The sequence below is a fragment of the Ruegeria sp. AB9 genome (assembly GCF_056542585.1).
Genome location: NZ_JBQGAA010000001.1, coordinates 851,458 through 878,071, shown reverse-complemented (window position 1 = coordinate 878,071; position 26,614 = coordinate 851,458). Strand labels below are relative to the sequence as shown.

The 26,614-nt window shown below is 54.8% G+C and carries 28 protein-coding genes and 1 tRNA gene; 18 read left to right on the top strand and 11 right to left on the bottom strand.

Annotation, left to right across the window (positions count from 1 at the left end; all coding sequences use genetic code 11):
• Positions 1-32: 32 nt before the first annotated feature.
• From ACR0K5_RS04440 to ACR0K5_RS04420, 5 genes are all read right to left on the bottom strand, one after another.
• Positions 33-935 carry a hypothetical protein gene (locus ACR0K5_RS04440; protein WP_480628506.1) on the bottom strand — a complete coding sequence of 301 codons (903 nt, stop codon included), beginning with the start codon at positions 933-935 and terminating at the stop codon, positions 33-35.
• A gap of 533 nt (positions 936-1,468) precedes the next feature.
• Positions 1,469-2,506, bottom strand: a complete 1,038-nt coding sequence (locus ACR0K5_RS04435; RefSeq protein WP_480628505.1) for an ACP S-malonyltransferase — start codon at positions 2,504-2,506, stop codon at positions 1,469-1,471.
• On the bottom strand, positions 2,503-4,692 hold the full coding sequence (locus ACR0K5_RS04430; RefSeq protein ID WP_480628504.1) for a thiamine pyrophosphate-dependent enzyme: 2,190 nt from the start codon (positions 4,690-4,692) through the stop codon (positions 2,503-2,505). The genes ACR0K5_RS04435 and ACR0K5_RS04430 overlap by 4 nt, the downstream gene beginning before the upstream one ends.
• Positions 4,693-4,703: 11 nt before the next feature.
• The gene (locus ACR0K5_RS04425) at positions 4,704-5,906 is read right to left on the bottom strand and encodes an acyl-CoA dehydrogenase (RefSeq protein ID WP_480628503.1); all 1,203 of its coding nucleotides are present in this window, start codon (positions 5,904-5,906) and stop codon (positions 4,704-4,706) included.
• Entirely contained in the window at positions 5,903-7,078 is a 1,176-nt protein-coding gene (locus ACR0K5_RS04420; protein WP_480628502.1) for a pyridoxal phosphate-dependent aminotransferase, read from the bottom strand. Before ACR0K5_RS04420 ends, ACR0K5_RS04425 begins: the two co-directional genes overlap by 4 nt.
• 89 nt (positions 7,079-7,167) lie before the next feature.
• Between ACR0K5_RS04420 and ACR0K5_RS04415 the strand changes: the two genes are divergently transcribed.
• Positions 7,168-8,073 (top strand): LysR family transcriptional regulator, encoded by a 906-nt coding sequence (locus ACR0K5_RS04415; RefSeq protein WP_480628501.1) that lies wholly within the window; start codon positions 7,168-7,170, stop codon positions 8,071-8,073.
• Between the two features lie 28 nt (positions 8,074-8,101).
• Here ACR0K5_RS04415 and ACR0K5_RS04410 read toward each other — a convergent pair whose 3' ends face one another.
• Positions 8,102-8,971, bottom strand: a complete 870-nt coding sequence (locus ACR0K5_RS04410) for a hypothetical protein (RefSeq protein WP_480628500.1) — start codon at positions 8,969-8,971, stop codon at positions 8,102-8,104.
• 173 nt (positions 8,972-9,144) lie between these two features.
• Here ACR0K5_RS04410 and ACR0K5_RS04405 point away from each other — a divergent pair.
• The 7 genes from ACR0K5_RS04405 (at position 9,145) to ACR0K5_RS04375 (ending at position 13,902) form a co-directional block, all read left to right on the top strand.
• Positions 9,145-9,220: transfer RNA gene (locus ACR0K5_RS04405), tRNA-Thr, on the top strand.
• A 139-nt stretch (positions 9,221-9,359) separates the two neighbouring features.
• Positions 9,360-10,589 (top strand): tyrosine-type recombinase/integrase, encoded by a 1,230-nt coding sequence (locus tag ACR0K5_RS04400; RefSeq protein ID WP_480628499.1) that lies wholly within the window; start codon positions 9,360-9,362, stop codon positions 10,587-10,589.
• Positions 10,590-10,733: 144 nt separating this feature from the next.
• Positions 10,734-10,967 (top strand): helix-turn-helix transcriptional regulator, encoded by a 234-nt coding sequence (locus ACR0K5_RS04395; RefSeq protein WP_480628498.1) that lies wholly within the window; start codon positions 10,734-10,736, stop codon positions 10,965-10,967.
• Positions 10,967-11,482: a hypothetical protein gene (locus ACR0K5_RS04390; protein ID WP_480628497.1), complete on the top strand. Its 516-nt coding sequence runs from the start codon at positions 10,967-10,969 to the stop codon at positions 11,480-11,482. The genes ACR0K5_RS04395 and ACR0K5_RS04390 overlap by 1 nt, the downstream gene beginning before the upstream one ends.
• A complete protein-coding gene (locus ACR0K5_RS04385; protein WP_480628496.1) occupies positions 11,479-11,796 on the top strand; it encodes a hypothetical protein in 318 nt (105 codons plus the stop codon). The genes ACR0K5_RS04390 and ACR0K5_RS04385 overlap by 4 nt, the downstream gene beginning before the upstream one ends.
• Before the next feature lie 886 nt (positions 11,797-12,682).
• Complete coding sequence (locus tag ACR0K5_RS04380) at positions 12,683-12,952, top strand: hypothetical protein (RefSeq protein WP_480628495.1); 270 nt, start codon at positions 12,683-12,685, stop codon at positions 12,950-12,952.
• Positions 12,949-13,902 (top strand): DUF4055 domain-containing protein, encoded by a 954-nt coding sequence (locus ACR0K5_RS04375; RefSeq protein WP_480628494.1) that lies wholly within the window; start codon positions 12,949-12,951, stop codon positions 13,900-13,902. The genes ACR0K5_RS04380 and ACR0K5_RS04375 overlap by 4 nt, the downstream gene beginning before the upstream one ends.
• Positions 13,903-14,009: 107 nt before the next feature.
• Here the strand turns inward: ACR0K5_RS04375 and ACR0K5_RS04370 are convergent, their stop codons facing one another.
• Positions 14,010-14,180 carry a helix-turn-helix transcriptional regulator gene (locus ACR0K5_RS04370; RefSeq protein WP_480628756.1) on the bottom strand — a complete coding sequence of 57 codons (171 nt, stop codon included), beginning with the start codon at positions 14,178-14,180 and terminating at the stop codon, positions 14,010-14,012.
• Here ACR0K5_RS04370 and ACR0K5_RS04365 point away from each other — a divergent pair.
• Positions 14,158-14,280, top strand: a complete 123-nt coding sequence (locus tag ACR0K5_RS04365; RefSeq protein WP_480628493.1) for a DUF3768 domain-containing protein — start codon at positions 14,158-14,160, stop codon at positions 14,278-14,280. The two genes, ACR0K5_RS04370 and ACR0K5_RS04365, sit on opposite strands and share 23 nt — an antisense overlap.
• A gap of 21 nt (positions 14,281-14,301) precedes the next feature.
• On the opposite strand, the gene ACR0K5_RS04360 is transcribed toward ACR0K5_RS04365, so the two are convergent.
• The 3 genes from ACR0K5_RS04360 to ACR0K5_RS04350 all read right to left on the bottom strand — a co-directional run bounded on the left by ACR0K5_RS04360 (position 14,302) and on the right by ACR0K5_RS04350 (position 16,095).
• The gene (locus ACR0K5_RS04360) at positions 14,302-14,934 is read right to left on the bottom strand and encodes a hypothetical protein (RefSeq protein WP_480628492.1); all 633 of its coding nucleotides are present in this window, start codon (positions 14,932-14,934) and stop codon (positions 14,302-14,304) included.
• Between the two features lie 306 nt (positions 14,935-15,240).
• Positions 15,241-15,468, bottom strand: coding sequence for a hypothetical protein (locus ACR0K5_RS04355; protein ID WP_480628491.1), 228 nt, complete (start codon positions 15,466-15,468; stop codon positions 15,241-15,243).
• A gap of 66 nt (positions 15,469-15,534) precedes the next feature.
• Entirely contained in the window at positions 15,535-16,095 is a 561-nt protein-coding gene (locus ACR0K5_RS04350; RefSeq protein ID WP_480628490.1) for a hypothetical protein, read from the bottom strand.
• A gap of 173 nt (positions 16,096-16,268) precedes the next feature.
• Here ACR0K5_RS04350 and ACR0K5_RS04345 point away from each other — a divergent pair, with 173 nt between their 5' ends.
• From ACR0K5_RS04345 to ACR0K5_RS04330, 4 genes are all read left to right on the top strand, one after another.
• Positions 16,269-16,508: a helix-turn-helix domain-containing protein gene (locus tag ACR0K5_RS04345; RefSeq protein ID WP_480628489.1), complete on the top strand. Its 240-nt coding sequence runs from the start codon at positions 16,269-16,271 to the stop codon at positions 16,506-16,508.
• Between the two features lie 380 nt (positions 16,509-16,888).
• A complete protein-coding gene (locus ACR0K5_RS04340; protein ID WP_480628488.1) occupies positions 16,889-17,986 on the top strand; it encodes a M12 family metallopeptidase in 1,098 nt (365 codons plus the stop codon).
• A gap of 14 nt (positions 17,987-18,000) precedes the next feature.
• Positions 18,001-18,771, top strand: a complete 771-nt coding sequence (locus tag ACR0K5_RS04335; protein ID WP_480628487.1) for a hypothetical protein — start codon at positions 18,001-18,003, stop codon at positions 18,769-18,771.
• 489 nt (positions 18,772-19,260) lie between these two features.
• Positions 19,261-19,623 (top strand): YgjP-like metallopeptidase domain-containing protein, encoded by a 363-nt coding sequence (locus ACR0K5_RS04330; RefSeq protein WP_480628486.1) that lies wholly within the window; start codon positions 19,261-19,263, stop codon positions 19,621-19,623.
• A gap of 128 nt (positions 19,624-19,751) precedes the next feature.
• On the opposite strand, the gene ACR0K5_RS04325 is transcribed toward ACR0K5_RS04330, so the two are convergent.
• The gene (locus tag ACR0K5_RS04325) at positions 19,752-20,111 is read right to left on the bottom strand and encodes a hypothetical protein (RefSeq protein ID WP_480628485.1); all 360 of its coding nucleotides are present in this window, start codon (positions 20,109-20,111) and stop codon (positions 19,752-19,754) included.
• A gap of 239 nt (positions 20,112-20,350) precedes the next feature.
• Between ACR0K5_RS04325 and ACR0K5_RS04320 the strand changes: the two genes are divergently transcribed.
• Genes ACR0K5_RS04320 through ACR0K5_RS04300 form a run of 5 tightly spaced genes read left to right on the top strand, consistent with a single transcriptional unit; the run spans position 20,351 to position 26,602 of the window.
• Positions 20,351-22,759 carry an ATP-binding protein gene (locus ACR0K5_RS04320; protein WP_480628484.1) on the top strand — a complete coding sequence of 803 codons (2,409 nt, stop codon included), beginning with the start codon at positions 20,351-20,353 and terminating at the stop codon, positions 22,757-22,759.
• Complete coding sequence (locus tag ACR0K5_RS04315; RefSeq protein WP_480628483.1) at positions 22,756-23,373, top strand: Pvc16 family protein; 618 nt, start codon at positions 22,756-22,758, stop codon at positions 23,371-23,373. The genes ACR0K5_RS04320 and ACR0K5_RS04315 overlap by 4 nt, the downstream gene beginning before the upstream one ends.
• Positions 23,370-24,074: a hypothetical protein gene (locus ACR0K5_RS04310; protein WP_480628482.1), complete on the top strand. Its 705-nt coding sequence runs from the start codon at positions 23,370-23,372 to the stop codon at positions 24,072-24,074. The genes ACR0K5_RS04315 and ACR0K5_RS04310 overlap by 4 nt, the downstream gene beginning before the upstream one ends.
• Positions 24,075-24,106: 32 nt before the next feature.
• A complete protein-coding gene (locus ACR0K5_RS04305; RefSeq protein WP_480628481.1) occupies positions 24,107-24,976 on the top strand; it encodes a hypothetical protein in 870 nt (289 codons plus the stop codon).
• 27 nt (positions 24,977-25,003) lie between these two features.
• The gene (locus tag ACR0K5_RS04300) at positions 25,004-26,602 is read left to right on the top strand and encodes a phage tail sheath family protein (RefSeq protein WP_480628480.1); all 1,599 of its coding nucleotides are present in this window, start codon (positions 25,004-25,006) and stop codon (positions 26,600-26,602) included.
• Positions 26,603-26,614 lie beyond the last annotated feature (12 nt).

The window sequence follows — 26,614 nt, the reverse complement described above, 5'->3', positions numbered from 1 at the left end:
TCTTTTTGAATAAACCCAGAATACTATTCACGCTAGTCGTGGACCCAAAACCCAAAAGATTGAAATCGCGCATCATCCCACCAAACTTTAGAAGACGGTTTTGCCGTAAAATTAGTTGATCCGGCCTGACTCTGAACAGGTCGTGTAATATTGCCTGACTTTTTCCCGGCAACTATGCCGTTATGTTCCGGGACAACTGCAACGATATGGCCCGACCGCGACAGGTTAGCTCTCTTTGCGACGATTATCGCAACCTTTCCCTGATTTGCGGATGATTGAAGATCCGACGGTTTGAAAACCCTGTTCCAACCAAAGGTTTTTCCATAGTCGATGAACCAATCATGAAGCATATTGGCATTCATCTCTCGTACGGTTTTGGCGTACTTAACGGTGACGTGTTGGCCCTGTTCTATTGCCATAAGAGCTTTGGCTGTCCACCAAACACGCGGTAAATAAACACCGCACCGGCATGCGTAATCATATGCGTAGATATTGCAAAATGTTTTTCCGCCCGTCGCAATGTAGCGTTTGTGTGATGAATTGTCGGGCTCAAGATAGTTGATTATTTCCACTATCTCGGAAGCAGAGTTGCTGGCTCGAAAAGGCATACCTACTTCATCTAACGGAAACGCCCGGCCACCATCCATCAATCTGGATTTCCCGTTTTTTTTCATATGTGCTTCCGGAAAGTCCCCGGAAAGCACAGGTGAAACATCTTCAACGTGACCTGATTTCAGGAAACTGGAATGCACATATCCCTGAACGACATCTCCGTTCAAGTCGGCATCGATCTTCCACCAAACCGAATTCGAGGGGTGTTCGGAAATTTTGGTGACATTGGTTTCAGCAGGAAGAACTGCCAGAATAGTAGCGGGCTTAACACCAGTCCTCAAATTAAGTTGTGAAGCCTTGTCGGGATCAACATGAAATTGCATGGAACAAACCTATTTAAAATTATCAATATAAAACTCACATTACCAGAAATCGACGTTTTTGGGGAGGTTTATTAAATGAGAGCGTAATGCTGGAGTATCAATAACAATCCCGTTTCAACCGGCACGCTCACTACTTTGACCATGCAAGACATTGAAAGGGATTACAGTTTTCATCCAATGGCCCCGACATTAACGACCTTAACCTGAACAGCCAGATATTTGCCCCACCCCGGCTTAGAAACGACGCGGGGGTGGAAAAACCTCCTAAGTCTCAAGGTTACCTTTGCCCACAACAACGATGCCTACAGTTCCGGGCATTTTGGTTAGACAGGGGCCGAGGTGAACGCCGCCTTCCAAGATTTCAACAAATTGAAGAAGCAATCAAATGTAGGCGGTGGAATCAACAAGACGCAGCGCATCTGCAATGTTCCCGAACAGCAAAAACGCAACAGGGAGCATGTCGAAAGTGCTCTGCCAGATCAATCACCAGTCCGGGATGTTGACCAGCCTGCGCGCAGGATCAAATTGGCCGTTCAGGTGACAAGCGCACGTTGTTCTTCCAGCCCCATTGAAATCAGAAGATGACTCTCATTTTGTCTTGTTCGGAAGCTGGCCTTGTCCTGTAACTCACCCCATCCAGCTTGAATCAGGCTTTGTGCGACAGCCCCGCCTAGCGTTGTGCCGGGGCCGGTGACGATAAACAGGTCTGGCGCAAATTCTCGCGCGGCCTGCGTGATTGCGTGAGTGAAATCATAGGTCTCGGTCACCTGATGGCCCAGAGTGTATTGCCACAGTGCATTCAGGTCACATGCTCCGGGCCACCAGACCTGGCCGCGACCGTCGATCACGGGCAGGTCCGGTTGCCGGAAAAGACCAGCGCTCAGTTGCTTGCGGCCTTGCGCCGCCACCGGAGCCTGGAGATGCGAATGGAACCCGGCATGGTTTGCCAATCGCATGGGGAACCGTTCCTGAACCACCGGTACGGCCTTTTCGAACGCGGTCAAACCGGCGTCGTCGCCCGCAAGCACCAACATGCCGCCCAGATCAATCGACAAGGTCAGCGTTGCTTCTGTACCGTTGATGTCATCCACCAAAGAAAGCAGTTCTGCTTTACGGGCCTGATCGGGGTTCCAGTCGGTATCCATGAAAGGGTAGACCAGTTGGCCGCCGATCATGTTCTCCTGCATCAAGGTGCCCATAGTATTGACCACCTCGAACCCTCCTTCGGCCGATAGCGCAGCGGCGCAGGCCAGCGCTGAATACCAACCCATCGAATTCCCTGTCACTGCAACCACTTCGATTTTGCCAGGATCAATGGCACGGAAATCACCCAGAGTAGCGGCATAGATCAGGGATGATGCATTGTCGCCTCGGGTGTGCTTGGCGATGGAATATCGCGCGGCGCCGTCCAGTTCGCTGAGGGTGGCTTGCCCCTGCGCGCGCCGCATTTCATCAAAGCGCGCCAGAAGGGTCTTGTCAGAGAATTGCCGACCCAGAACACCCAGCTCGGGTTTATTATAGGTACCCCGACCGGGGCAGATGACAACGGCAGTTTGCTTGGCGGAACTCATTTGCCGGTCTCCATCAGGGATCGTGCCGCTGTCTCGATGCTGTCTTTCGATGGCATGGTTGCGGCATAAGCCGGACCGGTGGCGATAAAGCTGTCTTCAGCGGTTATGCGGGCCAGCGGCACGTCGGTGGTTTCATGGAAATGCGCCATGAGAGCTTCGGCCACGCCGCCATGATGACGGGTCTCGTCAACAATCAGGATGCGTCTGGCTCCGGCCACGGCCTGCGTCAGAGCTTCTTTGGGCAAAGGGGACAACCAGCGCATATCAACGATCCGGGTTTTGATCCCGTCGGCCTGCAGTGTCTGGCGTGCCTGATGGCTGAGGTAGACGCCGTTTCCAAAGGTGACAATGGCCAGATCGTCACCGTCACCCTCCACACCAACTTCGCCGAAGCCGATCTTTTCAGAGGGGGCGGGATAGATTTGCATCCAGCCGCCGTCCCCGGCCTCGTGCAAGTCCCGCATCGGGTAGAGAGCAATGGGTTCGAGGAACACCACAAGTCGTTGCTCTTCACGCGCGAGACGCACGCATTCACGCAACATTCGTGCGGCGTCTGCTCCGTTCGACGGGCAGGCCAGGATAAGGCCCGGAATGTCGCGCAGAACGGCGACTGAGTTGTCGTTGTGGAAATGCCCACCAAACCCCTTTTGATACCCCAGCCCGGCAATGCGTACGACCATCGGGTTAGTGTATTGACCATTCGAGAAAAAGGGCAGGGTAGCGGCCTCGCCACGCAGTTGATCCTCGGCATTGTGAAGGTACGCCAGAAACTGGATTTCAGGCATTGGCGTGAACCCGTTCTGGGCCATGCCGATAGCCAGACCCAGGATAGACTGTTCATCCAGCAAGGTGTCGATCATCCTGTCGGGGCCAAATCGTGTTTGCAGCTTTTGCGTCACGCCGTAAACGCCGCCTTTGCGCCCGACATCTTCGCCCATCATGACGATCTCGCTGTGTTCCAGCATCAGATCGGTCAGCGCCCAGTTGATCAGCCGCGACATGATCTGGGGTTCAGCATGTGCCTTTAGGTCGCCGCCGAACACTTCGGCCCGACGTTCGGGGCTTGGACCATTGGTCGGTGCACAGGGGCGTGCAGGTGGAATCAGGCTGGCCATCACGTCTTTGGCATGCTGCAGGCGTGGGCGTGTGACGGCCTGATTGGCCACGCGGGCGACCCGAGCGCAGGTATCGTTATAGACGGTCAACGCCGTTTCAGGGCTCATCGCGCCAAACTGGTCTAGCAAACGTACGGTATGCAGCAGTGGGTCGTTTGCCTCTTCGGCCTCGACCTCGGTCTTTGGCAGATAGGTGGTTGGCATATCGGCCCCGGCGTGACCATAGAGGCGCACAGTCCGAATATGTAGGAAGGCGGGTTTTTTTCGGCTGCGCACATACTCGGCCGCCTGTTGCGCGACGCGATAGGTGTCAAACATATCCAAGCCGTCGCACGAGAAATACTTCAGGCCCGGCCGGTTAGCGAAGGTGGCCGCGATCCAGCCTTTCGGCGTTTTGGTCGAGATACCGATCCCGTTGTCTTCGCAGCAGAACAGAAGGGGCAGAGGGACAGACTGGAATGACGTCCACTGCGCCGTGTTGAAAGCGCCCTGTGCGGTGGAATGGTTGGCCGAGGCATCCCCGAAGGAACAATAGACGATGGCATCCTCGGGCATGTCTGCATGTTCAGGACGATGGCGCCTTGCGGCGGCGACGGCATAAGCTGCGCCAACCGCCTTCGGCAGATGGCTGGCGATGGTTGAAGTCTGCGGCGGAATACACAGCGCTTTCGATCCCAGAACCTTGTGACGCCCGCCACTGATCGGGTCTTCGGAAGATGAGGCGAAGGACAGCAGAATGTCCCATGTCGGGCTTTGACCCGGAACCTGATCGGAGCGGGCAATCTGGAACGCCGCATCGCGGTAGTGCAGAAAGGCCGGATCGGTCGGGCGCAGGGCCGCGGCAACAGCCGCCATGCCCTCATGCCCGGATGACCCGATCGTGTAGAACCCCTGTCCCGCTTTCTGCATGGTGCGGCTTTGCCGATCCAGCGCCCGGCTCAGACATTGCGACCGGTAAAGTGCCACGGCTTTGTGTCCGGTCAGCGGTCCGGCCGGTGCAGAACCTTCGGGGAAGTCCCGCGCCGCAACCCGGCGCAGGAAATTGTCATGCACGATTGCGGCGCGATCCATGTCAGCTGTCCTCAGGCGAAGGCTTGCAACCCTGTTTGTGCGCGGCCCAGGATGAGGGCGTGCACATCATGGGTGCCTTCATAGGTGTTGACGGTTTCAAGGTTCACCATGTGGCGGATCACGTGGAACTCCTGACTGATCCCGTTGCCACCATGCATGTCGCGGGCATGACGGGCGATCTCGAGCGCCTTGCCGCAATTGTTGCGTTTTATCAGGCTGACCATCTCGGGCGCGGCGCGGGCTTCGTCCATCAGACGACCCACACGCAACGCGGCTTGCAGGCCCAACGTGATTTCGGTTTGCATGTTGGCAAGCTTCAACTGGAACAGCTGTGTCTGCGCCAGCGGACGACCGAACTGTTTGCGATCCAGCCCATATTGCCGCGCGGCGTGCCAACAGGCTTCGGCTGCACCCATCGACCCCCAGGCAATGCCATAACGGGCACGATTCAGGCAACCAAACGGGCCTTTCAAACCTTCGACATTGGGCAGCAGGGCGTCTTCTCCGACCTCGACATTGCTCATCACGATCTCACCGGTGATCGAGGCACGCAGGGACAGTTTACCTTCGATTTTGGGAGCGGACAGGCCAGCTGTTCCCTTATCCAGAACAAAGCCCTTGATCTTGCCACCATGCGCCTCAGACTTGGCCCAAACGACGAACACGTCCGCAATCGGGGCGTTTGAGATCCACATCTTGGATCCGTTCAGCACATAACCGCCCTCGGTTTTTTTAGCGACTGTCTTCATCGCTCCGGGGTCAGAACCGGCATCGGGTTCAGTCAACCCAAAGCAGCCGATGTATTCGCCGCTTGCCAGTTTCGGCAGGTATTTCGTGCGCTGGTCTTCGGTGCCGTATGCGTAAATCGGATACATGACCAGACTGGATTGCACCGACATCATCGAGCGATAGCCGCTGTCCACTCGCTCGACCTCGCGTGCGACCAGACCATAGGTCACATAGCTGGACCCAATACCGCCATATTCCTCGGGGATGGTGGTCCCCAGCAGGCCCATTTCGCCCATCTCGCGAAAGATGGCCGGATCGGTTTCTTCATTGGCAAACGCGGCGGTCACCCGAGTCAGCAGCTTATCCTGCGCATAGGCATGTGCTGCATCACGAACCATGCGTTCGTCTTCAGCCAATTGGTCTTCCAACAAAAACGGATCGTCCCAGGTGAATGGGCCGAGATGCGGGGCGGATTGAGGTTTCATGCAAGTTTCCTTTCCACAGCGGATTTCAAACGCGCAAGGCCCGCTGCAATTGTATCTTCGGCATAAGCGAATGACAGGCGGAGGTGGCCCGGCATCCCAAAGGCACGGCCAGGAACCAGAGCAACACCGGCATCTTCCAGCAACCACGTGCAGAATTCCGCGTCACTGTCAAATGGCCCGCCTTGTTCGTTCAGCAGGTCCGCACAGGACGGAAAAGCATAAAATGCCCCGTCCGGCGCGGCACAGCGCAAACCCGGCACAGCGTTCAACCCGTCTACGACCAGATCGCGACGCGCCGCAAAGAGGGCGCGACGCTCTTCCAGCAAATCAGGGTCGCAGGTGATCGCCGCCAACGATGCCCATTGCGAGATCGAGCATGCCCCAGATGTGACCTGTCCTTGTACTGCGACCATGGCTTTGATCAGATCGGTCGGTCCGATCCCCCAACCAATGCGCCATCCCGTCATTGACCAGGCCTTGGCCACACCGTTGACGATCAGCATGCGACTGGTCAGTGCCGGGGCGGCCTCGGCCACCGAAGTGAAAGGCACATAACTGAGATGGCGATAAATCTCATCCGCCAGAACCCAGACCTGAGTGTGACGCACCAGTACGTCAGCCAGCCCGGCAATTTCAGCCTTTGAGTAAATCGCGCCCGACGGGTTCGATGGCGTATTCAGCATCAGCCAGCGCGTGCGCGGTGTGATGGCCGCCTTTAATTGTTCAGGCAGCAGTTTGAAGCCCTGCTCCATTGGACAGGGCAGAACAACCGGTACCCCACCTGCCATGCGGACAATATCGGAATAGCTGGTCCAATAAGGAGCAGGCATGATGACTTCGTCGCCGGGGTTCAGGCTAGCCAGCATGGCATTTGCGATCACCTGTTTCGCGCCTGTTGAAACGATGACCTGGGCCATCTCGGCACCCGCTTGTCGGGCGATTTCCGTGCGCAGTGCGGGCACGCCGGCAGTGGGCGGGTATTTGGTTTTGCCCTCCAGTGCCGCTGCATGAGCAGCTTCGACCACATGCGGTGGCGTCGGCAAATCCGGTTCGCCAGTTGACAATGCCAGAATATCGCGCCCTTCGGCGCGCAGGCGGGCGGCGGCCTCAGAGATCTGGACGATTTCCGACAATTCGATACCGTTCAACCGGTCAGCGCGCTGGAACACCATGAAACTTCCCCTGCAAACCTGTTCGGTTTTAGCTGCAAAATTACTTGATAAAAATACGCCATTAAGTATCTTTTTGGTGACTAAAACTCATGAATGATATGCCCCGGATCAACTCTCTGCCATCTCTTGCGCTTATGCGAAGTTTCGAAGCTGCCGCGCGCCATGAAAGCTATACAATGGCGGCTGAGGAGCTCGGCGTGACCCAAAGCGCGATCAGCCGTCAGGTCCGAGAGCTTGAGGCCGCGATTGGCGTCACACTGTTTCGGCGAGTCGGGCGCGCGGTGCGCCTGTCAAAAGCAGGGCGGGCATTGCGAGACGAACTGGCAGGTGATCTTGAACGTCTCAGCGGCACGATCAATCGTGCAATTGCTGCTGGAGATGGTGCGTCGCTGTTGACCTTGGCTGTTTTGCCCACCTTTGCAACGCGGTGGTTGGTGCCGCGTCTGCCGGATTTCAAAACGCGTCATCCGGCGATTCAACTGGACTTGCACTCTTACACTACTCCTTTCAGCCTCGAGGAACGGCGAATGGATCTGGCTGTCCATTTCGGACAGGAAGATTGGCCGGGCGCGCAGCTGCGCAGGTTGTTCCCCGAGCATCTGGTGGTCACGGCAGCACCCGATATGCTGAAGCATCACCAGTTGGACACCAGCGCGCAAACCTTTGACCTGCCACTATTGCATCTAACCTCGCGCCCCGAGTTGTGGTCTACGTATCATTCCCAGCTGGGGCTTGATCCGGCAGCAGTTTTTCCCGGGATGCGGTTCGACCAGTTCTCAATGTTGATCGAAGCTGCCGTAGCTGGCCTGGGTGTCGCTATTCTGCCTTCTTATTTGATTGAAGAGGAGCTGTCGTCCGGCGTTCTGACTGAAATTGGCCAGATCAATAACACTTCGAACAGCGCCTATTACATCGCGACGCCAGCCGGTCAGAAGAATGCAGCCGTGCAGGTGTTCCTGGATTGGGTCGTCAGACAGGTCAAAATGGGCAGGTAACCAAATCCCTCTAAACAGGCTATCAGAGTCACAACACCCGAATGTCCGGCATAGCTCGAATCTTAGCCACATCCTGCTCGTATAGATCGGTAAACGCGTCAACTATGTCCACGTTCCATCCGGGAAGGTCGAGTTCCTCTTCTATCTGTTCAGGGCGGGCATGTTCGTCCAGAACACGTGCCAGTTCTTCACACCGGCTGTTCTTATCGATGGCGTCACCCTGTCTTGCGATGTCCAGAACAAGCCGCTGTCCAGCTTCGGTCAGAAGTGACGACAAGAAAGCAAACTCATCGTGAATCGGGGCTTCGTCGGGTAGCCCCGCCAGTGCACGGACGATATTTCCCCAAATCAAAGGCGAATGTTCATTCTGCCACAGTGTGAGGCGGACCTGAGGCGTAAGATCCCTCAGATCTTCGATCATACTCAGCCAACTGAGGCAGCTAATATCGGTACTGGTCAGAATCTCCTGTCGATGGTCTTCGTGGATGGACATCAGGATTTTCGGAATAAAAACCCCAGGGTTCACAAGGCCTACGAACACTTCGACCTCTGCGCCTTCAAGAATTGCTTCGGTATAGGCTGTTCTTTTTCCCGCGAACGGATAGATTTGACCATGCTGCAAGGCAGTACGCCTGGGACCGAAGAACTTGTCGCTTGACAGAATTACGCGGTCCAGATTCGGAGCGTCCGACCAAAGCACATCCAGTTTCCCCCGCGCTTCCGCAATAGGGGAGTCCCGGGAAAAAGCGTCAGACATCTCTTTGACGAATTGACGAGACCGGCGAGGCCCCAAAGCAGCGGCGCGGTAGTCTGCCAAAACCCGTTTGTTTGCAAGAAGCGAAGACAGAATTTGCCCTTCATCGGTAAAGGCAGCGCCGGCATGGATAACAACCTGCATCTTGTTTCCTTTACCTCAGGCATTTCCGCATAGTCGCGCCCGCTGAATAAGAAAAATTCGCAACGGATTGACCGTGATGTTTTTTGCACATTCTCAAGAAATCGGGCAATCCCCAAGTTCGGGTAAAAATGAGGCTTGCAGTCTCCTGCCAGAGGAAGTAATCGACAGCCAGTGCCCCTATAGCTCAGCTGGTAGAGCAACTGATTTGTAATCAGTAGGTCCGCGGTTCGAGTCCGTGTGGGGGCACCACTTAAACACCAGTCAAACACCGGCAAAATAAGATGTTTCCTCAATTACTTGAGGTGCATTCTTAATCTTCGGTTGGGTTTGATTATGGTTAGAACGTATCATGAACATTGTAACGAAACGGTCATTACAAGGACATGGTATGCCGCAGATTAAGTTCACGGATTCGACGCTAAAGTCGCTGTCCACAACCAAGACAACATGGTTCTCAGATCCCTCCTGCAAGGGGTTGCGCCTCTGTGTGACCAAGAGCGGGGTCAAAACTTGGTACGTAACCAAGTGGGATTCTGGCGCGCAAAAAACGCGGTCGGTCAAGCTGGCGCAGTGGGCAAGCAAAGGTGCGCATTGCGCTTGGGCAAAGAAGCAGATGGGCGCGACGCTGCTCGACATCCACGAGGGCAATGTGCTGACTCGCGATGAGCGCGAAACTCAGAAGGCGGCTCTTGGCATCCCGACGTTTGCCGAGGCTCTGGAACAGTACATCGAACACCGTACAAGCGAGCGGGCGTCGGGCAAAGCACCGATGGTCGAGAAAACCGCCAAGGATTATCGCAATACATTCAAGCTGCGTTTCGCGCGCTGGGCAGATGTCCATGTGGACGAGCTGCCGATCCTCGAAATCAATCAGTACCTGAATGCTCTTCAACTGACGCGCCCGCATGGCGCGCGGACAGCATCTGTACTGGCCGGGGCAGTGGTTCGTTTCGTCAATCGCCTGTGCGCCTTGGCGCTGCCGATTCCATCGCTGCTGGACAACACCACGATCAAGAGCCGCGTCGAGACGGGCAAACTCGACCTGTCCGTGCCTTGGTCGGATCGCTGGGCTGAGATTGAGCAGATACCGAATGAGCATATCCGTCTTTGGTGGATGCTGACTTGGTACACGGGATTTCGCCAAGAGACGTTTCGCGCCCTCACATGGGATCAGGTCAATTTGGACAAGGGGGCAATTACGTTCCGGCGCAGCAAGCATACCTATGACCGCATGATCGCCGTGTCAGATGACGCGGTGCGGATGCTCAAGCGCTTGCGCAAAATCCGGTATGACGATTGCGACTGGGTGTTTCCGTCTCGGCGGATTATTGGGGACAAGCGCAAACACCTGGGCCAGATGGACGGGCTCGAACTGACCAATCCCGGCGACCTGCGGCATTTCTGGATGACGGCGGCGCGCGAGGTTTGCCCGCGCCATGTACACCGCTGGCTCGCCCAACAGACGCTGACAGACAACGACCTGCGTATGCTTGGGCATTATGGCGAACCAAGCTTTGACGAGCAGAAGCGAGGTGCTGACGCCATTGCGGCGGCGATCAAAAAGCAGCTTCAGGATACACCTTGCAATGTTGTTGAAATTGGTCGGAAGCACGCCTAAGTTGAATTCACTTGCCTCCATGCTTGGGGTGTAATGACCTGACCAAGCTATGAGGCCGTTCGCGCGAAACGACGTGCATTGCGCACGATCAGGGAGCAGGATGCGGAGCGGTCATGTGGGCTTCATCAAATGTATGGAGTTACTATGACCCTCGACGAGATCGGTCAGCAATTGTCTGACCTACGCGTGGATATGATCCGCGCAAACCCACCCCAAGTAATGAATCCAGAAGAAGCGGCGACGTTTCTTGGTGTCACAACGGAAACGCTGTTCCGCTGGCGCAAAGACGCCTTTGGTCCGCCTTATTCGCAACCGACAAGCCGGGTAGTTCGCTATCTGCGTGATGATGTGGTCGCATGGATGCGGGAGCAGGGCTGATGATCACCAAGATCGAACTGCACGAAGATGGTGAGGGCTGTGATGTTCACACGGAAGATGGCTTTGTCGTTTCGATGAGAGTCGCTGCTGCTCGGGCCAAAACCCGGTTCGAGCGCGCATATACGCAACAGACGAACCGAGTTTGGACCTATCGCGGTGATCACAAGGCGCTGATCGAACCTCTGTTGCGCAATGCAGAGACACGGTGTCCTGTGACAGGTCAATGGCGCGCGACCCGCAACTGGGCTCTCGACTACTGTCGCCAGAACCATCTGGATCGCGGGCTAGATGACTCGAAGTTCCTTTCGGGCGCGGCATTGTTCGAGCATGGCCAGTATATCGTGCAACGCAAATCGCTGCTCGTAAACGCGCGGGAGCATGGTTTCTGTGGGCATGACCAACGCTTTAGCAATGACCTAAAAGCAGCAGGTTTGAGGCCCCGGACACCTACAACGATTGCCAACACGTCAGTAAGGCCTTGGGTGCTTGATCTGTCGGAGGATGAGTTCGCATGATTACGCGCGACTGGGTTCTTGAATACTGCCACCAGAACCATCGTCTACGTTCACGTGGACTAAAGGACGCACCGTTCCATCACGGAGCGGCGTTGTTCGACGGTGAGCGGTACTTCGTTAAGTGGGCACCGTTGAAAGCTGGCGCCAGAGCGTCTGGTTGGTCAGGATCGGCGACCGAGTTCGCAAAGGCATTGCGCGCTGTCGGCATGGAGTCGAGACAGAACACGACCGTGGCAAAAAGACAGTGTCGCCCGTGGGTGCTGGAACTGACGGAACAGGAGAAACAGGCGGTCGCGTGTGAACCGTGTGGTTAGAAAACTGCGTTACGCGTGCGCGCACACATCGCGTACGCGCGTGTACTGCTCGTTTTCGGGAGCGATGCACTGTGTTTTCTGTGGTTTCTGCGGTTTTGGGTGGTATCACCTTGGTTTTAGGTGGTTTTTCGAAACGACAGGACCACCAAAGTTTGACCACAGGCAAAAGTGCGTGCGGTCCCACGTCCAGAGTGCTTTGTAGCAGTGATCAGTAAGGCGTTTTTGTTTGACGCCTCGCGCGCGCGTACGCGTGGATAAGACCAAATTCTGGGACTATCGCGCCCATACCTGAATGGGCGCATCTCTGCACATATGTCCCTGACTCCCGGCGGATATCCGTCATCTGCGCACAAATGCCCATAGTTAAGTGATCAGTCATCAGTTGATCTGACCACTCAACAAATTGAACTTAAAGCACAATTCTGTCCGCAATCCTTGTGACAATCCTTGTAACAGCCAAAATCCACGGTTCGGCTACGGATATCCATCGCGACTACCCCTTTTCTCTGAGCGATCCCGACCCGCCCCCGCGAAGCCAGAAGATCACAATTTCCACGTTTACCCTGCGCCCACCAAACCCAAGCCACGCCTCTGGCCCATAAACCCATCGTCTCACTCGCTCTGCTCGGCGCTAACGCCCATAGAGCGCGTTTTCCCCACCATCATGCCCAACGACCTACAAACCTGCCTCTCTGACGCGCTCTGCGTGTCCCTCAATCTTCCCGAGTTGTACCTAAACTTCCGGTCGCGCGCTCAATTCTGAGTTGCAATAACAAATTGCGAGTGTTTCGCGCCGGGTGGGTGCTCGCTGACCAGAAGCCGCTTCCTGTCCTTGTTGGCTTCGCCTTTCAGACCCACCCGGCATCACTTCACCGGGGAGCCCCCAATGAGAGAATTTCAGATCGTTGAAAGCCCGGAGGGCTGCCGACTTGTAGGGATCGACATCCATACAGCCACACATTTGCCATTACCGATCACTCCAGCCGATGCCAAAGCTCTGATCTTGGCCGCGTTCAAATCGGAGGATGACAAACCACGCGCCGAATTCCACGGCGTCTTGGCCGACAAAACCGCGAACGGAGTTCGTGTTCATCGCGTCGCCAAAGACAGTTGGTTCGAAATTCCGTGGACGGTCATCGCGCGTGATTTGACATGACCAAAATCTATCACCGCTCATACCACGACCGCCGGACCGAATATGACAAAATCCGCGATGTGATCGAAGGCGAAGATCGCCTGAAAAAGCAGGGCGAGATTTATCTGCCCAGACCCGAAGGGATGACCCAATCGCAGTTCACGCGTTATCTCACCGGCGGTTCCTTCTACGCCGTTGCAGAGCGCACACTGCGTGGCCTCGTTGGCGCGGCAACGCGCAACGCCCCGGTGATCGAATTGCCAACCCGGCTCGAACCGATGCGGGATACCGCGACGTTCGAAGGCAATTCGATCACCACCTTAATTGACGACACACTGCGCGAGGTGATGTCCATTGGACGCCGCGCTCTGGTCCTCGACTATCCGCAAGAAGGGGCGGCACCTGCATCCGCTCCTTTCATCTCGACCTTCGATGCGGAGTCAATTTTGGATTGGCGCAATGAACTGGTCGAAGGTCGGCAGAAGCTGACGTATCTGCGTCTGCATGAGGATGATGCCGAACTTGAAGACAGCGGCGTCGAACAACACCTCGTCCTGACCCTCGATCCTGTCTACACGGTACGGCGTTACCATGTGACCCGTTCGAAAACCGATGCGTCCACCCACGAGGTCGAAATTCACGAGCCGATTACGCCGGTGGTGAACGGAAAGCATCTGGACCATATCCCGGCTGTTGTCATCTCGCCCTACAACCTGAAAGTCGATGTGGAAAAGCCGCCATTCCTCGACCTCGTTAACGTCAACCTGGCTCACTGGCGCGTGTCGGCTGACTACTATTGGTCGCTGTTCCTGACGTCCCAGCCGACGCCTTGGATTGCTGGTTCGATCAACGAGGCAAACAAGCCGCAGCAAATCGGTAGCGGTGCGTTCTGGGTTCTGCCTCAAGGCGCGACCGCAGGGATGGGAAGGCTGGGTCCAGTTCAGCAAGCCGCGCCCGATAGTCACCGGTGAAATCGACGCAAAAGACTCTTGTACTTCTCGCTACAGCTTGCCGAACTACGTCGAGAGCCAGTTCAGTTTTCCCTGTTGCTAGGGCTTCGTTTGTAGGGTGGGTGTGTTCAGCCTCGTGCGTTGGCAAACGCCTGCATCGCGGCTTCAACTTCATCTTTTATCCAATAGGATCGGCTGCCGATCTTAATGGGCTTAGGAAACTTTCCCTTTTTTATGAGCCTATAAATCGTCGGCCCGCTAAACGGGTACGACTCGGTGAGTTGGCTTAGCTGGGAGATAAACTACTACAATAATGACTTAGACGACGAGTCAGAAGATCCTGCCAACCTAGACGAAACTAAGCGGTTTATGACGTTGTTACTATCGACGGAATACTGAGAGAACATCTAGCCAGTCGGGTCACTCCGACTGGCTTTTTTCTTTTATTTTGGCCAGTGTTTCAGCACCGGGTACGAGGCGTGCGTACCAGTATTCATAGGCGTTACACTCAATTTCTTCTTTTAAGTTGTTTGAGTTTTTCACTTGGTACAAGAAGCCGACAAGCAGATATGCTGGAATTCTGTGCCGTCGCGCGTACACAAGCTGTTTTGCCATCCGGTTTCTTACCGAGAGTAGCATTTCACCATGACTTGGGGGAAACATGCGCACCAATATCCAGTGAAAAATATTCTCTTCAAGTGACGGAACATCGCTTCGGCGCGTCGGCTCGGAGGGAAACAGGCTCCTAACTGCTTCGATTTGGTCCATATCAAGTAGTAAGTTCCCTATTCGGTAAACGTTTTTTCGAAGGAATTCGTTGGCTGAGTCATTTGCCGTTTTTTTTGGCTTTTTCTTTTTTTGATCACCGTTGGACTTGTCTGGCTCACCTCCAGACTGGCCCCGCTCAGCTTCAAATCGTGTGCGCCACTCCTCGCGTACAAGGGAGCATGAGTCTTCAACGCTCCTTCTGCCGAGCTCTGCGTCGCTGTTCTTATCAATCGACCGTAGCTCTTTTAGTTTTCTAGGAAACTTATCTTTCGGCAAATCGTCCATCTTTTCCAACCTAGAACCGCTGCGTTTGGCGTGTCCATACAGAAAGTAGCAAAAGTTTGCTATTTCAATACCGCACGGTATCAAGGAGTTCCCAAATGAACACACAAAAATCGACTAAGATTGAGATTGTCGTTTCCCCAACCTCTAGAATTTCCCCAACCTCTAGAATTTCACCAACTTTCCTTAAGAAGAAGCAGACTGCAGATCTCTTGAGCGTAAGCGTACAGTGGCTCAGAAAATGTCGAGCACGGGGTATTGTCGCTGAGTGCAGAGATCGAGGCTTAATCGACCCCATCCGAGCACAGTTCACAATGCATACTTGTGCTCGGCCGTTTCGTTACTCAGTGGCGACTTGGCGGACAAAATCATCGCCATGCCGATCAGTGGACCTAGTATGAACTGGATCGAACAGATTATGCGGAACCACCCGCTAATCTTATGACCATTGGTCTTCAATTGTTTTCCACTGCGGAGCATTGATTGGCCAAAATAGAAGCAAACCATCATGGCGACCACGCCGATTAATAACTTCATTTCGTATCCTGTGTTTGCGGGGGGTTAGAAGGTTCGTGCCAAGTAAAGACCGGCAAGTTTTGAGGTCTATTGAAGGACCAGCGCTGCGCACACTTGCGAAAAATCAGGGTAGATAGGATCAGACACGCGTTTTTGCCCGGTCTTCACACCGAATTCGATCATCTCATCCATACATGGAGCGATGCGCTCCGCGATCATCTGCAACTGTCCAGTTTGGATCAGGCGCTGTACTTGGGCGTCGGAGGGAATCAAGGCCGTGTAGTAGTTTGCGGCAGATGCGACTTTGATTTGGTAAGTTGCATGTCGCCAATCGGCGATCTGTGCATCAAACGATAGGTAGTTCGCCAGCCAATTTGGCAAGCCAATATTCTCCTCTGGCTCATCTGCTTCACCATAAATGAGACCTTGCGCAGAACCAGAAATGATGAAGTTGAGGAAATGTTGGGCGTCGGTTTCCGTCTCTACCGAAACCTCCGTTCCAACCTCGTTCAACATAAACAACGCGGCCAATAGAGCCCGCTGAGTTCCAGCACCCCAGAGGCCGTCAATCTGCTGTAAGTACAAGTTCTGCTGTTGAAGTTCAAATTGCGCCGCTTCACGCGAGGCATGGTCGAGCTCACGGAACACGGTTTCAAGGTTGTGTCGCTCGGTCGCTGTCTGTGCAAAAGCGACGCTGCCGAAAGCAAGCAGCAGGAATGTAAGTATAATTCTCGGCAAGTTAGTTAATCTTATTCCAAAATGGGATTATTCTAACTTGGGATTATCAGGTCGCCAATGATTGATCATTACGGCACCTGCAATTGAAATCCCTCAGAACAAGAGAACACCAAATTTTGATAGCTGGCCTTAAAGAAGCCAGACTCCAAGCGGGTTTGACGCAAGCTGCACTTGCGGAACGTTTGGGCACGGTTCAATCGTTCGTTGCTAAGTGCGAAACTGGTGAAAGGCGGATGGATGTCGTTGAATTTGCAAAGTGGGCGGAGGCGACAACAGGCGTTGAGGCTTTCAGCCAAATACTAGCCGAGATGGTTAAGCCATAAGATTTTGCGAGTGACTTGATTTTGTTGTTTTTGGTGTGTGTTTCTTCGTCAATGGGGCATCTGTTCATCTAGCTTGACATAGTATCGACTGCCATAGCCCGTCGCTGACGCGCTCTGCACGGCGAGCACGGCATCTCCACAGGCGCGAAGCTATGTATACTTCGTGCATCTTGGGCAGACCTACATGTTCATGGAGGGGCGTCGGCGGACTGCGTATAATCTCTGATTTTAGAATTGGCGGCTGCTTTGTTGGCCGCTCATCTCGCCGGACAGATACCATTGTTAGCCCCGTAATCATGACGCTGGAATCACAAACCTAGCAGGATGTGCTATACTCTAGTTTGAATGTTTTATTTTTTTAGAATTTTTCTGAGGTTTCTATGAAAACGACGCTTTCGAAATTGGCCACCAAGAGTCTAGCAATCAGCTTTCTAACTATTGTCGTGGGCACTCAAGCCCACAGTCACAGCTTAACAACCAGTGGATCACAGGATGACGGGACTGCTAATGAAGAACCTCCGCTAGACGAGTTTGATGATGTCCTTCAAGGGATAATCAATGGCGCAAAGGTTTGGAACACAGATCACCCAGTTGAAGTCTGCTTTATGGACGGTGAAACCGGTACTCATTCCTATGTACTAGAGACGATATCGGATTGGGAACAAGCCGCGCGTGGGCTGGAAATAGATGGGCTTTTGGATGGAAAGCCCAGAATCTGCGCCAGTCAACTCACAGATATTAGAATATCTTTTCAATCGCATGGAAACTGGTCCTATGTAGGAACGGATGCATCAAACGTTCTCGGGAAACGGCCTACTCTGAACATAGGGGCATTAAGGGGCGCTCTCACGAACCGTAAACGGAAGGAAGCGAGAGGAACTGTGCTTCATGAGTTTGGCCATGCGCTAGGTATGCACCATGAACATCAGCACCCAGATTCAGACTGTGAAGCTCAACTAAACTGGCAAGTTGTTTACGAAAAACTCGGAAGCCCCCCGAATTCGTGGAGCGAAAAGAAAGTCGACAGGAATATTCGCCCGGTAACAAAACGCCGTTACGAATACACTCCATACGACAGGGAGTCCGTTATGCATTATGAGTTGCCTGCGCTCTTCTTCATTCAGGGAAAGGATGCAAGCTGTTATGTCGAAAGAGGAAACCAACTATCCGACGGCGATAAGGCTCTGATTTCAGCCAAATACCCAGAAAAGCCCTCTGATCAAGTAGATTACCTGCAAAACCTGACGGCCTTATCTCAGAAAATAGTGAACACTCTCGAGGCTGAGCAAGGTAAATTGTTTGCTGATGCCTTTAATGAAGCTCTTCCTCAGAGTTTTACAAATGAATTCGGTGGTATCACTTACGAAGGAGATTTTAGCATCGACATTCAAACAGGAGATGTCGTGGGTGGCGCTGTCGTCGGCCAAAGTTCGGGAAATATCACAATAAATAACAACGGAAATTCAGCTAGTAAGTGATTGGAGCGGAATCTATGAGGAATATAAATCAAATATTTACCATCTTGATTTCAAATATATTTTTCGCCGCTGTTTCACTACCTTCCCCTCTTTCTGCTCAAGATCTTGGAATTATAACGGGGGACGTAATTGAAGGAGTTGTTGTTGGGAATCAAACTGGAGGAACAATTATAGTTGGGAGCGGTAATTCCCAATATAAAGTCTTGGATGGGAATAGGGTAAAGATTCTTGCTCCAGGTGAAGAGAAAATTCGCCATTATTGCCAGCCAATGAGTGATGTCGCAACAAGAAGTCAATTCTTAGATATAAAGGCCTCAGGTGCTCAGTTTACGAAAGAACAATTGAGAAAAGAAGCCCGCGGTATGATGCATTTCGTTGACGAAAAAATATTTCGTGGCCGGCCGTTTATCACGCCGGGTGGTCTAGGGTACTTGGGAGGCTTGCACTTAGACGGGAAAGGAAATGTTTATAAAGTTCAGGCAGATGGGGCGTACCAGCCGACAAAAGACCTCACCGACAGTGTCAGAGAAGCAAATCGAAGAGAGTTTAAGAGATCGGGCATTCCAAACAACTACTTGAGTTTTATTGACTATGAAGTTCCAGATGTGACACCAGTGGAAATAGGTCCAGTCGTAACTAGCTATGAAGGCGTGGCGTTATACGTAAATCTCGACGGAAGATTTGAAGCGGCATTGAAACTAGTTATTGTTGCTAAAGAGGGATCTGTTAAGCTTACCGGCGCTGTAGCGTACTTTCAGGAGTTATTCGAGTGCGTCTCTTTCTAGTTTTTGTGTTTATGGACTGGTATTGACTTATTTGATAGTTCAGGGGTGAAGTGTTCAGCGGCCTTAGAGTAGAAGCCGAAAAATTTAGAATTACTTCACGCTAGTAGTATTGCGGTGTCTTTTCCTTTATCGATAGAGCATCTGCCTATTAAGCTTGACACAGTAGGCATTTAGAGCTGCCTCACCGCCTATCTGCTTGATGCCATAAGAGTAATTTGAATTGTAGTATGTTGGCTGCGTGTAATAGACGCCAGTTTGTGTCGGTGCGTGCGAATTTCTGGCGGCGTACAATGCCATTGCAAGTGAGACGGGTTTGGGGCCAAACGGTGCCAGGGTCAGACCATGTTGACCGGCTTCCCCGATACCAGAGATGGCTTGATAAACTTCTGGAACGTTGATGCCATCGACCCGTTTTATGGATAAGCGGTTTGAGTCTGCGTTCGGAAAAATACCCCGAATGAAACGCCAATTTCTAACAACACGATCTGCTTGCGCAGGGAAAAGGCATTTGATTTCTTTTATCGATCCCACCTTCAGGCACTTATCGAGAGAAAGCTTAACCAATACTGTTCCGCTCTGTCGGTAGAGCGTCCAAATGTGCAGATCCGTCGTATGAGGACCAAGTGGGGGAGCTGCACAGCCGTTTCGAGGCGGATTCTTGTCAATCTTGAGTTGGCAAAGAAGCCCGCAGCTTGTTTTGAGTATATTCTGGCTCATCAGATGGTGCATCTTCGGGTCAGACGTCACAACGACCAGTTTAAATCACTTTTGGAAGGCGTTATGCCTGATTGGAGGCAGCGTCGGGACTTATTGAATTCCTTGCCTCTAGCGTATGACGAATGGGATTACTAAAAGTGAGTTTTTTGCTGAAAGACTGAGTTTTCGTGCGCCATATTGGTCGTGAATTCTGCCAGCTCGCCCGTTCTCGACAGGTCCGAAGTATTTCGCTGTCAACTAGTCGCGGCCACCAGCACGCTATGCTATCGGCTTGAGGTGTCGAACTCTTGTTCCTCATTTACAAATCCTGGAGGTGAACGGTTGTCAGGTTGCAGACCAGGTTTTTGAGGTTCGACTTCTGATTTGAGCGATTTGCGCAACATCGCTGAAAGCTTCATCATTAAATTTGGGTCAGCAATATCAGGGGGGGCGTCAATGTTTGAACCAGTCAGGTTGTTGTTGAGGTTGCACGCAAGCTTTCGCGCCAATGGCTTCAGATCGGCAGCTGCAATAACCAGCTCAGCCTCCTCTACCTTTAACTCTTGGCGATCACCGACAGGATTCGCAGAAGCATGGGCCGAGCCTCTGGACGAGCTAAAGGCCGAGTTTGCGAAGCTGGCCACAGTCCAGATACAGCGGCTTAAAGGTTTGTGTTTGCAGGATGCGGACAACAAATCCTCCCCACAACAATGGCACAGGCATAGGTCTGTTGACCCGTGTCAAGTGGACTATCCCGCCTTGCAAGCATAACCACCCGATCAAGGGTTACATGTCTTAAGGCACTGGCCCGTTTCTGACCCATCGATGCATATGTTCCGATTGTCTGAAGACGCAGTCTGGAGGCATAGCGTGGGGAATTTTCATGCTGCAAACAAACGTTTTTATTGGACCTTTTCGTCGTCATGCCTTTGCCGAGGTTTTGGCGGCAAGTCTAAATACCGATGCATCCATCTCGGCTGTTCTGGTTGAGAATGAGGCAGACGTCGCGCCGCTGCTCGACAGTGAAACGCCGGTAGTTATACTTTTGGAGCAGCGCGATGGAGATGACTGGCGGCAGTTTTCGCCGTCATCCGAGTTGGTTTCGGTCATCCTTATCGCCGAAGAAGGGCGCGGCGATGTTCAGATCTCATTGAAGAGTGTCGGGATACGCCGATTGCGGACAGCGATCCGTTTGCTGACGGAAACGCCACATCCCAAAATCATCTCGCTGGAAAATGATGTGCTCTTCGCTGCTGATCCAATCCGCAATGGCGGTCATGCAGCGCTTGCAGACATTGTTGCCTGGCTGGACGCGGCCTTTGCCCTGGCGCTGGAGCGTTACGCTTCGGCTCGGGGTCAGTCCGATGACGCGGCTTGGATGCAGGATCTGGCCTATCTGCGCCGGCATTTCAGCCGCGGTTCAATGATCACCGATGAGATTGAGCGTGAGAGGTTTGCAACCGTTGCCGGCTCTCCAAGTTTACAACAATGGCTGACGACGCCACTTGGCCTGACGCCGGAAGATTTGAGGTTGCTCTGCCTTGTGGCCGCCCCCGATCTGGATCAGCGCTATTGTCAGGCTATCGGCCTGCTACAAAACAATTACGCCGAACCCCGGCCAAGCGCGACGACGCTGGCCCACTTTTTCTCAGATGAACATATCGGGGCGGATATCGACGCCGTTCTGTACGGGCCTCGAAGTTTTGCCCGGTTGCGGTTGATCCGAACCGAAACCGATCAGGCGCAACCTGGCTATCGGGTTCCGCTTGAAATTCTGGAACTGCTTCATGGCATCCGCCGTCGTATGGGTGTCGACTGGTGGCTGCAGACCTTGGCACTGGATGCAGAAGCTGGCCTTCGGGCCGATCTTTCACGTGTATTCGCGGCGCAGGTGCCACCCCTTGTCATTGTCACTTCGGATGAGGGGAACGAGGCTGACGAAATGGCTGCAGCGTTGGTGGCGCTGGACATCCCGGTGCTGCGCGTCGATTGCGCAAAAGCCGGCGCAGGTGCCGCGGCGCGTATGGCCGATTGGGTTCTGGCCGCGCGCATTCGCAACGCGGCCCTTGTGATGGATGGCCTCAGCAACCTGCCGGAGCCGGATCAAACCGCCATTCTGTCATCCGAAATTGGTGAGCTTGCGCGGGGCCAGATTGTGATCGGTTCATCAACGCTGGGATTACATGCGCAAACCCGTGGCTCAGTTCACATGGTGGTGCCAAAACCCGGAAACAAACTGGTCGGGGCGCGATGGAAGTCGGCGATGGACGCGCAGGGCATGGAAATATCGGATGCCGAGGCGCAGGATTTGGGCGCGGTCCTGCGGCTGTCACCATCCGAGATCTCGGCAGTAGGGCACATGGTTGCGGGGGCCACACGGTTGGACCCCGCGATGTCGCCGGCGGATGTGCTGAAGAGCACGGCGCGCGTTGTCGCGGCAAGTCACGCGCCTGAAACCGTGCGCCGCCCCCCCTGCATTTTTGATTGGAAAGACATCGTGTTGCCGAAGTCGATCAAGCAGGTCCTGAAGTCCATTCCGGATCATGTACGATATAGTCCGAAGGTTCTGGACACCTGGGATTTCGCCTCACGCTTGCCCTATGGACGCGGTGTTGGGGCCTTGTTCAGTGGGCCAAGCGGTACCGGCAAAACCATGTGTGCGCAGGTCATCGCCAAAAGTCTGGGCGTCGAGCTGATGCAGGTCGAGCTGTCCCGTTGCGTGTCGAAATTCATCGGCGAGACCGAGAAGAACATTGACAGGTGCTTTGCTGCCGCCGAAGCCTCGTCCGCCGTACTCCTGTTCGACGAGGCGGATGCGCTATTTGGCAAACGTACCGAAATCAAAGACGCACATGATCGCTATGCGAATGTCGAGGTGGCCTATCTGCTGCAACGGATCGAGGCGTTCGAGGGGTTGGTCATTCTGACGACAAACCTGAAAACCAATATCGATCCGGCATTCCTGCGGCGTTTGCGGTTTGTGGTCGACTTCCCGATGCCTGGGGCCGCCGACCGCTCGCGCATCTGGGAACTGGCGATCCCGCGCGATGCAAGATGCGCGCCGGGTCTGGATACGGCCTTTCTGGCGAACCGGCTGCCGCTGTCTGGCGGCTCAATCCAATCCATCGCCGTAAACGCCGCTTTCGCTGCAGTGGCGGCCGAGGCCGATGAAATTGGCATGCCGCATATTATGTCAGCGACCCGGGCCGAACTGATCAAGAATGGCCTGTTTACGGCCGAGCGTGAACTTCCCGATCCAACTTTGGCCCTGCCAAAGGCGGTGACCCGATGAGTGTGGATGCCATAGGACTTGTCACTCAGGCCCTGCACGGTCTGATCCGGGCGCGGCTGGCCGGAACGCCGGTCGACAGCCCGGTTTTTATTGGCTCGCCTGAAATGCGTCCCGCCGGAAGTCCGGCGCTGATCTCGCTGTTCCTGTTCCACCTGGAGCCAAACAGTGAGATGCGGAATGTCGAGCGATCGCGCGAAGCGCCGGGGGCGGCTGATCTGCTGCCGCAAGACGCGCTGCCGGTCGATCTGCGCTATATGATCAGCTTTTTCCGGCCTGAAGCTGCGCCGGATACAGAAGACCTGCTGCGCCTTGGCAATGTCATTGCGGCGCTGCATGAAACTCCGACCATCGGCGAGGCGATGGTGCCCGGCCAATCCGTCCGGATCACGCCCGAGCCTTACCCGATGGAGGAAATTAGCCGCGTCTGGAGCCTGTTTCAAAATCGAAGCTATGTCACCTCGATGGTCTATCTGGCCAGTCCGGTCTTTATCGAAGCCCGCGATGCGGTGCGCGGTGAACCCGTCGTCAGCCGCCGTCTGGACAGCGGGCACTCGGCGGATACGCCGGATGTCTTCGGGGACAGGGACGAACTGCTGCGCGAGGTCCGGCCATGACACACAGCTTCAACATCATCTTGGATCCTGACCGGGCAGACCCGGGCCGCGCCTTTCTGGCCAGCATAGTGATCACCCCGGTGGACGCATTCGATGGCCGTGTCGTGGCGGGTTCGGTTAAGGCAAGGATCGCGCGTCTGGGCAAGACGGCAACGCGTTCGCTGTCGGGTCATCTGGTGTTCGAGCGGCTGGAAGAGGGCGAGGATTATACCGTCAGCCTCGATCCAACGGATGCCGGGTACTTCGCGCCAGCGGACCGCGACATTCCCGTGCCACAGGTCCGCGCCGTGCCCGGCGGCGATCCGGCGGGCGACACGCGGGTGGTCGAACTAACGCGGATGCCTGAATTCGTGCGCGACGGCGAAGCGATGATCCTGCGGGGGGGCGTGCAGGACGCGGGAGGCGAGGGTGCTGACGCCGTTGTGTTGAACGCTGAAGTACGCCTGTTCCAGAATCCCAACGATCCCGATCCGCCGCAGCCCAGCGACCAATTGAACCCGCCGCTGCTTTTCAGCACCAGAACCAACGCCAAAGGCAATTTCGCCATGCGCATGCGCGCGCCCCGTGTCAGCCTCGCCAATGCGCCGCGTCTGCCTGTCACCTGTTCGGTCATCCTGCGGATAGGTGCAGACGAGGTCTGGTCAGGCGAAATCAAAGACCTTTCAACCAGGGTCATACCGGACCCGATCCCATTGCCATGACGCACCCGTCCTGGGGCGGAGAGGAGGATATTATGAGCGAACCAACGACTGACACGGACACCGGTGCACAGACTCCGACACCTCTTCCGGCGGGCGACAATACCCCACCACCCATTCCACTGAAAGAACAGCTTACGACTCTCGAAATCAAAAGTCAGAAGCAGGCCGTCGAACAAATCGATGCCACATTGGCCGAAATCAAGAAAGTTCTGGATGATCAGGCCGCTGCACTTGACGAATATACGCCTGAAATCATTGCCGAACTGACCGAGGCTCAAGACTCGTTGGCCCACAAGTTCGGGCATCTCAAAACTTTGCTGGAAGGCGAGCTGGGCGACGCCAAAGACTGGGTGAACCAGAAGATTAACGAAAGCAATACCGCCCTGACCAATGCGCGGGCGGCGCTGAGCACTCAGTTGAACACGCCGCTGTATCGGGCGACCAAGGCATTGTCAGATGCCGAGAAAGCCCGCGATGAAGCCGCCGAGATCCTTGCCAAATGGCGCAAGCCAATCGCCGGGATTAAAGCGCGCCACAAGGCGGCAAGCGATCTTGTGAAAGAAATCACGGCTCTGGCTACGCCCGAAGCCCACAAGCACGGCGAAGCTTATTGGAAGCTTGGATTGGACGGTACAAACCCGGTGGAAGGTCAGCCTTATTTGAAGGCGCTGATAGACGGACCTCCAAAAGTCGTTTCAGCCGCTGACCTGCCCGAAAAAATCCGCATGGCCTGGGATGTCTTTCAGGCCAAACGCATCGCTGCCGAGGAGGCGGCACAGGCGCTCGGCACCGCTCAAGAGACGTTGAAGACTGCCGAAAGCGCCGTTGCAGATCACGAAAAGAACCAGATCCCGAATATCGCAGAGACCCTCGGTGCCTGGGAAGATCACAAGGCGTCATGAACCGTCGGCCAAAAAAGGAGATGACCTATGCCTGAATATCTCGCACCCGGAGTTTTTATCGAAGAGATCGAGCGTGGACCGAAGCCCATCGAGGGTGTCGCAACCTCGACAGCCGCCTTTCTGGGTGAAGCCGAACGGGGGCCGATGCGACCGCGTTTCGTCACCAGCTATGGCGAATATCTGCGTCTGTACGGCGATGTCTTCGCCCCTGACAAGTACCTGCCTTTCGGCGTGAAGGCGTTCTTCGATAACGGCGGGCGGCGCTGTTACATCGCCCGTGTCGCGGGCCCTAATGCCGTCCCCGCCGCGCTGGATACCAACGGTTACACGATCACAGCAAACGGGCCCGGTACCGCTGGCAACCGCATCTTCGCGCGAATCTCGGCCTCGACCACCGAAGTGCTGAACGACGCGGGTGATGCTTTGGTGCCTTTGGGCTTCCGCCTGCAGATTGCGTACTGGAGCCGTGGCGAACCCGCCGATCTGTTCGACCCCTTCGCCGAAGGCGGAGATGATCACCTGCCGCGCCCGGCCTTGATCGAAGATTACGACGATCTGACCACCGATCCCGAAAGCCCGTCATATTGGCAAAAGACCATTTCGGACACGACCTCGGCCCTGATTGAACTGGCGGTGGATGACGATGCGGCCAATCTGCCGGGAGCGGATGATGTCTTTTCGGGTTTCCTTGCCGATGGCGAAGATGGTGACGCGATTACATCGGTTCAGTTCGAGGGCCGTTTGAACGACGCGGGGGACCCGATTGATGACCCCATGCAATTGCGGGGTTTGGCAGCGCTGAACCTTGATAACTTCCGTGATGTGGCGATTGTACATGCACCGGGCATCGGCAATGACGATGATATTCCAAAAGCAATACAAGCCGCCATCGTTCAACATTGCGAACGCAATAGATTCCGCATTGCGGTACTCGATGCGGCGCGGAACGTCAGCGCCGTTGGCGGGGACGAGCTTCAACCGCGCAACGCCTTGGACAGCCAATACGCGGCCTTCTACTACCCTTGGTACTACACGCCGCATCCGCGTACAGGCGTCAAAACTCTGGTACCACCGGGCGCTGCGGCCTGCGGAATCTACGCACTGACCGACAATACACGCGGGGTTTGGAAGGCCCCGGCCAACGTGCCGGTCGCCGGGGCAATTGATCTTGAGTTTGACGTCAACACCGCACGGCAAGAAGCGCTGAACCCGCGTGGCGTCAACTGCATCCGCCGCTTCCCAGGCCGCGGTATCCGCATGTGGGGCGCGCGCACGCTGTCCAGCGATCCCTTGTGGAAATACGTCTCGGTCCGGCGGTTGTTCATCTTCCTCGAAGCCTCGATCTACAACTCGACCCAATGGGTTGTCTTCGAGCCCAATGATCAGCGTCTCTGGGCCCGTGTCCAGCAGACGATCACACTGTTCCTGCGCACCCAGTGGCGTGAGGGTGCGCTGTTCGGCGCCAAAGAGGAAGAGGCGTTCACCGTCTCGGTCGGCCCCGGCACGATGACCACCGACGATATCCTGAACGGACGTCTGATCGTCGAAATCGGCATCGCGCCTGTGCGCCCTGCCGAGTTCGTGATCTTCCGCGTCTACCAGCAAACCCGCGAAGCCAAAAGCTGACACAACCCTGAC

What these genes read in the sequence shown, in the direction of transcription:
- ACR0K5_RS04440 (WP_480628506.1), bottom strand. Translation starts at nt 935, where the DNA reads ATGCAATTTCATGTTGATCCCGACAAGGCTTCACAACTTAATTTGAGG.
- ACR0K5_RS04435 (WP_480628505.1), bottom strand. Translation starts at nt 2,506, where the DNA reads ATGAGTTCCGCCAAGCAAACTGCCGTTGTCATCTGCCCCGGTCGGGGT.
- ACR0K5_RS04430 (WP_480628504.1), bottom strand. Translation starts at nt 4,692, where the DNA reads ATGGATCGCGCCGCAATCGTGCATGACAATTTCCTGCGCCGGGTTGCG.
- ACR0K5_RS04425 (WP_480628503.1), bottom strand. Translation starts at nt 5,906, where the DNA reads ATGAAACCTCAATCCGCCCCGCATCTCGGCCCATTCACCTGGGACGAT.
- ACR0K5_RS04420 (WP_480628502.1), bottom strand. Translation starts at nt 7,078, where the DNA reads ATGGTGTTCCAGCGCGCTGACCGGTTGAACGGTATCGAATTGTCGGAA.
- ACR0K5_RS04415 (WP_480628501.1), top strand. Translation starts at nt 7,168, where the DNA reads ATGAATGATATGCCCCGGATCAACTCTCTGCCATCTCTTGCGCTTATG.
- ACR0K5_RS04410 (WP_480628500.1), bottom strand. Translation starts at nt 8,971, where the DNA reads ATGCAGGTTGTTATCCATGCCGGCGCTGCCTTTACCGATGAAGGGCAA.
- ACR0K5_RS04400 (WP_480628499.1), top strand. Translation starts at nt 9,360, where the DNA reads ATGCCGCAGATTAAGTTCACGGATTCGACGCTAAAGTCGCTGTCCACA.
- ACR0K5_RS04395 (WP_480628498.1), top strand. Translation starts at nt 10,734, where the DNA reads ATGACCCTCGACGAGATCGGTCAGCAATTGTCTGACCTACGCGTGGAT.
- ACR0K5_RS04390 (WP_480628497.1), top strand. Translation starts at nt 10,967, where the DNA reads ATGATCACCAAGATCGAACTGCACGAAGATGGTGAGGGCTGTGATGTT.
- ACR0K5_RS04385 (WP_480628496.1), top strand. Translation starts at nt 11,479, where the DNA reads ATGATTACGCGCGACTGGGTTCTTGAATACTGCCACCAGAACCATCGT.
- ACR0K5_RS04380 (WP_480628495.1), top strand. Translation starts at nt 12,683, where the DNA reads ATGAGAGAATTTCAGATCGTTGAAAGCCCGGAGGGCTGCCGACTTGTA.
- ACR0K5_RS04375 (WP_480628494.1), top strand. Translation starts at nt 12,949, where the DNA reads ATGACCAAAATCTATCACCGCTCATACCACGACCGCCGGACCGAATAT.
- ACR0K5_RS04360 (WP_480628492.1), bottom strand. Translation starts at nt 14,934, where the DNA reads ATGGACGATTTGCCGAAAGATAAGTTTCCTAGAAAACTAAAAGAGCTA.
- ACR0K5_RS04355 (WP_480628491.1), bottom strand. Translation starts at nt 15,468, where the DNA reads ATGAAGTTATTAATCGGCGTGGTCGCCATGATGGTTTGCTTCTATTTT.
- ACR0K5_RS04340 (WP_480628488.1), top strand. Translation starts at nt 16,889, where the DNA reads ATGAAAACGACGCTTTCGAAATTGGCCACCAAGAGTCTAGCAATCAGC.
- ACR0K5_RS04335 (WP_480628487.1), top strand. Translation starts at nt 18,001, where the DNA reads ATGAGGAATATAAATCAAATATTTACCATCTTGATTTCAAATATATTT.
- ACR0K5_RS04320 (WP_480628484.1), top strand. Translation starts at nt 20,351, where the DNA reads ATGCTGCAAACAAACGTTTTTATTGGACCTTTTCGTCGTCATGCCTTT.
- ACR0K5_RS04315 (WP_480628483.1), top strand. Translation starts at nt 22,756, where the DNA reads ATGAGTGTGGATGCCATAGGACTTGTCACTCAGGCCCTGCACGGTCTG.
- ACR0K5_RS04310 (WP_480628482.1), top strand. Translation starts at nt 23,370, where the DNA reads ATGACACACAGCTTCAACATCATCTTGGATCCTGACCGGGCAGACCCG.
- ACR0K5_RS04305 (WP_480628481.1), top strand. Translation starts at nt 24,107, where the DNA reads ATGAGCGAACCAACGACTGACACGGACACCGGTGCACAGACTCCGACA.
- ACR0K5_RS04300 (WP_480628480.1), top strand. Translation starts at nt 25,004, where the DNA reads ATGCCTGAATATCTCGCACCCGGAGTTTTTATCGAAGAGATCGAGCGT.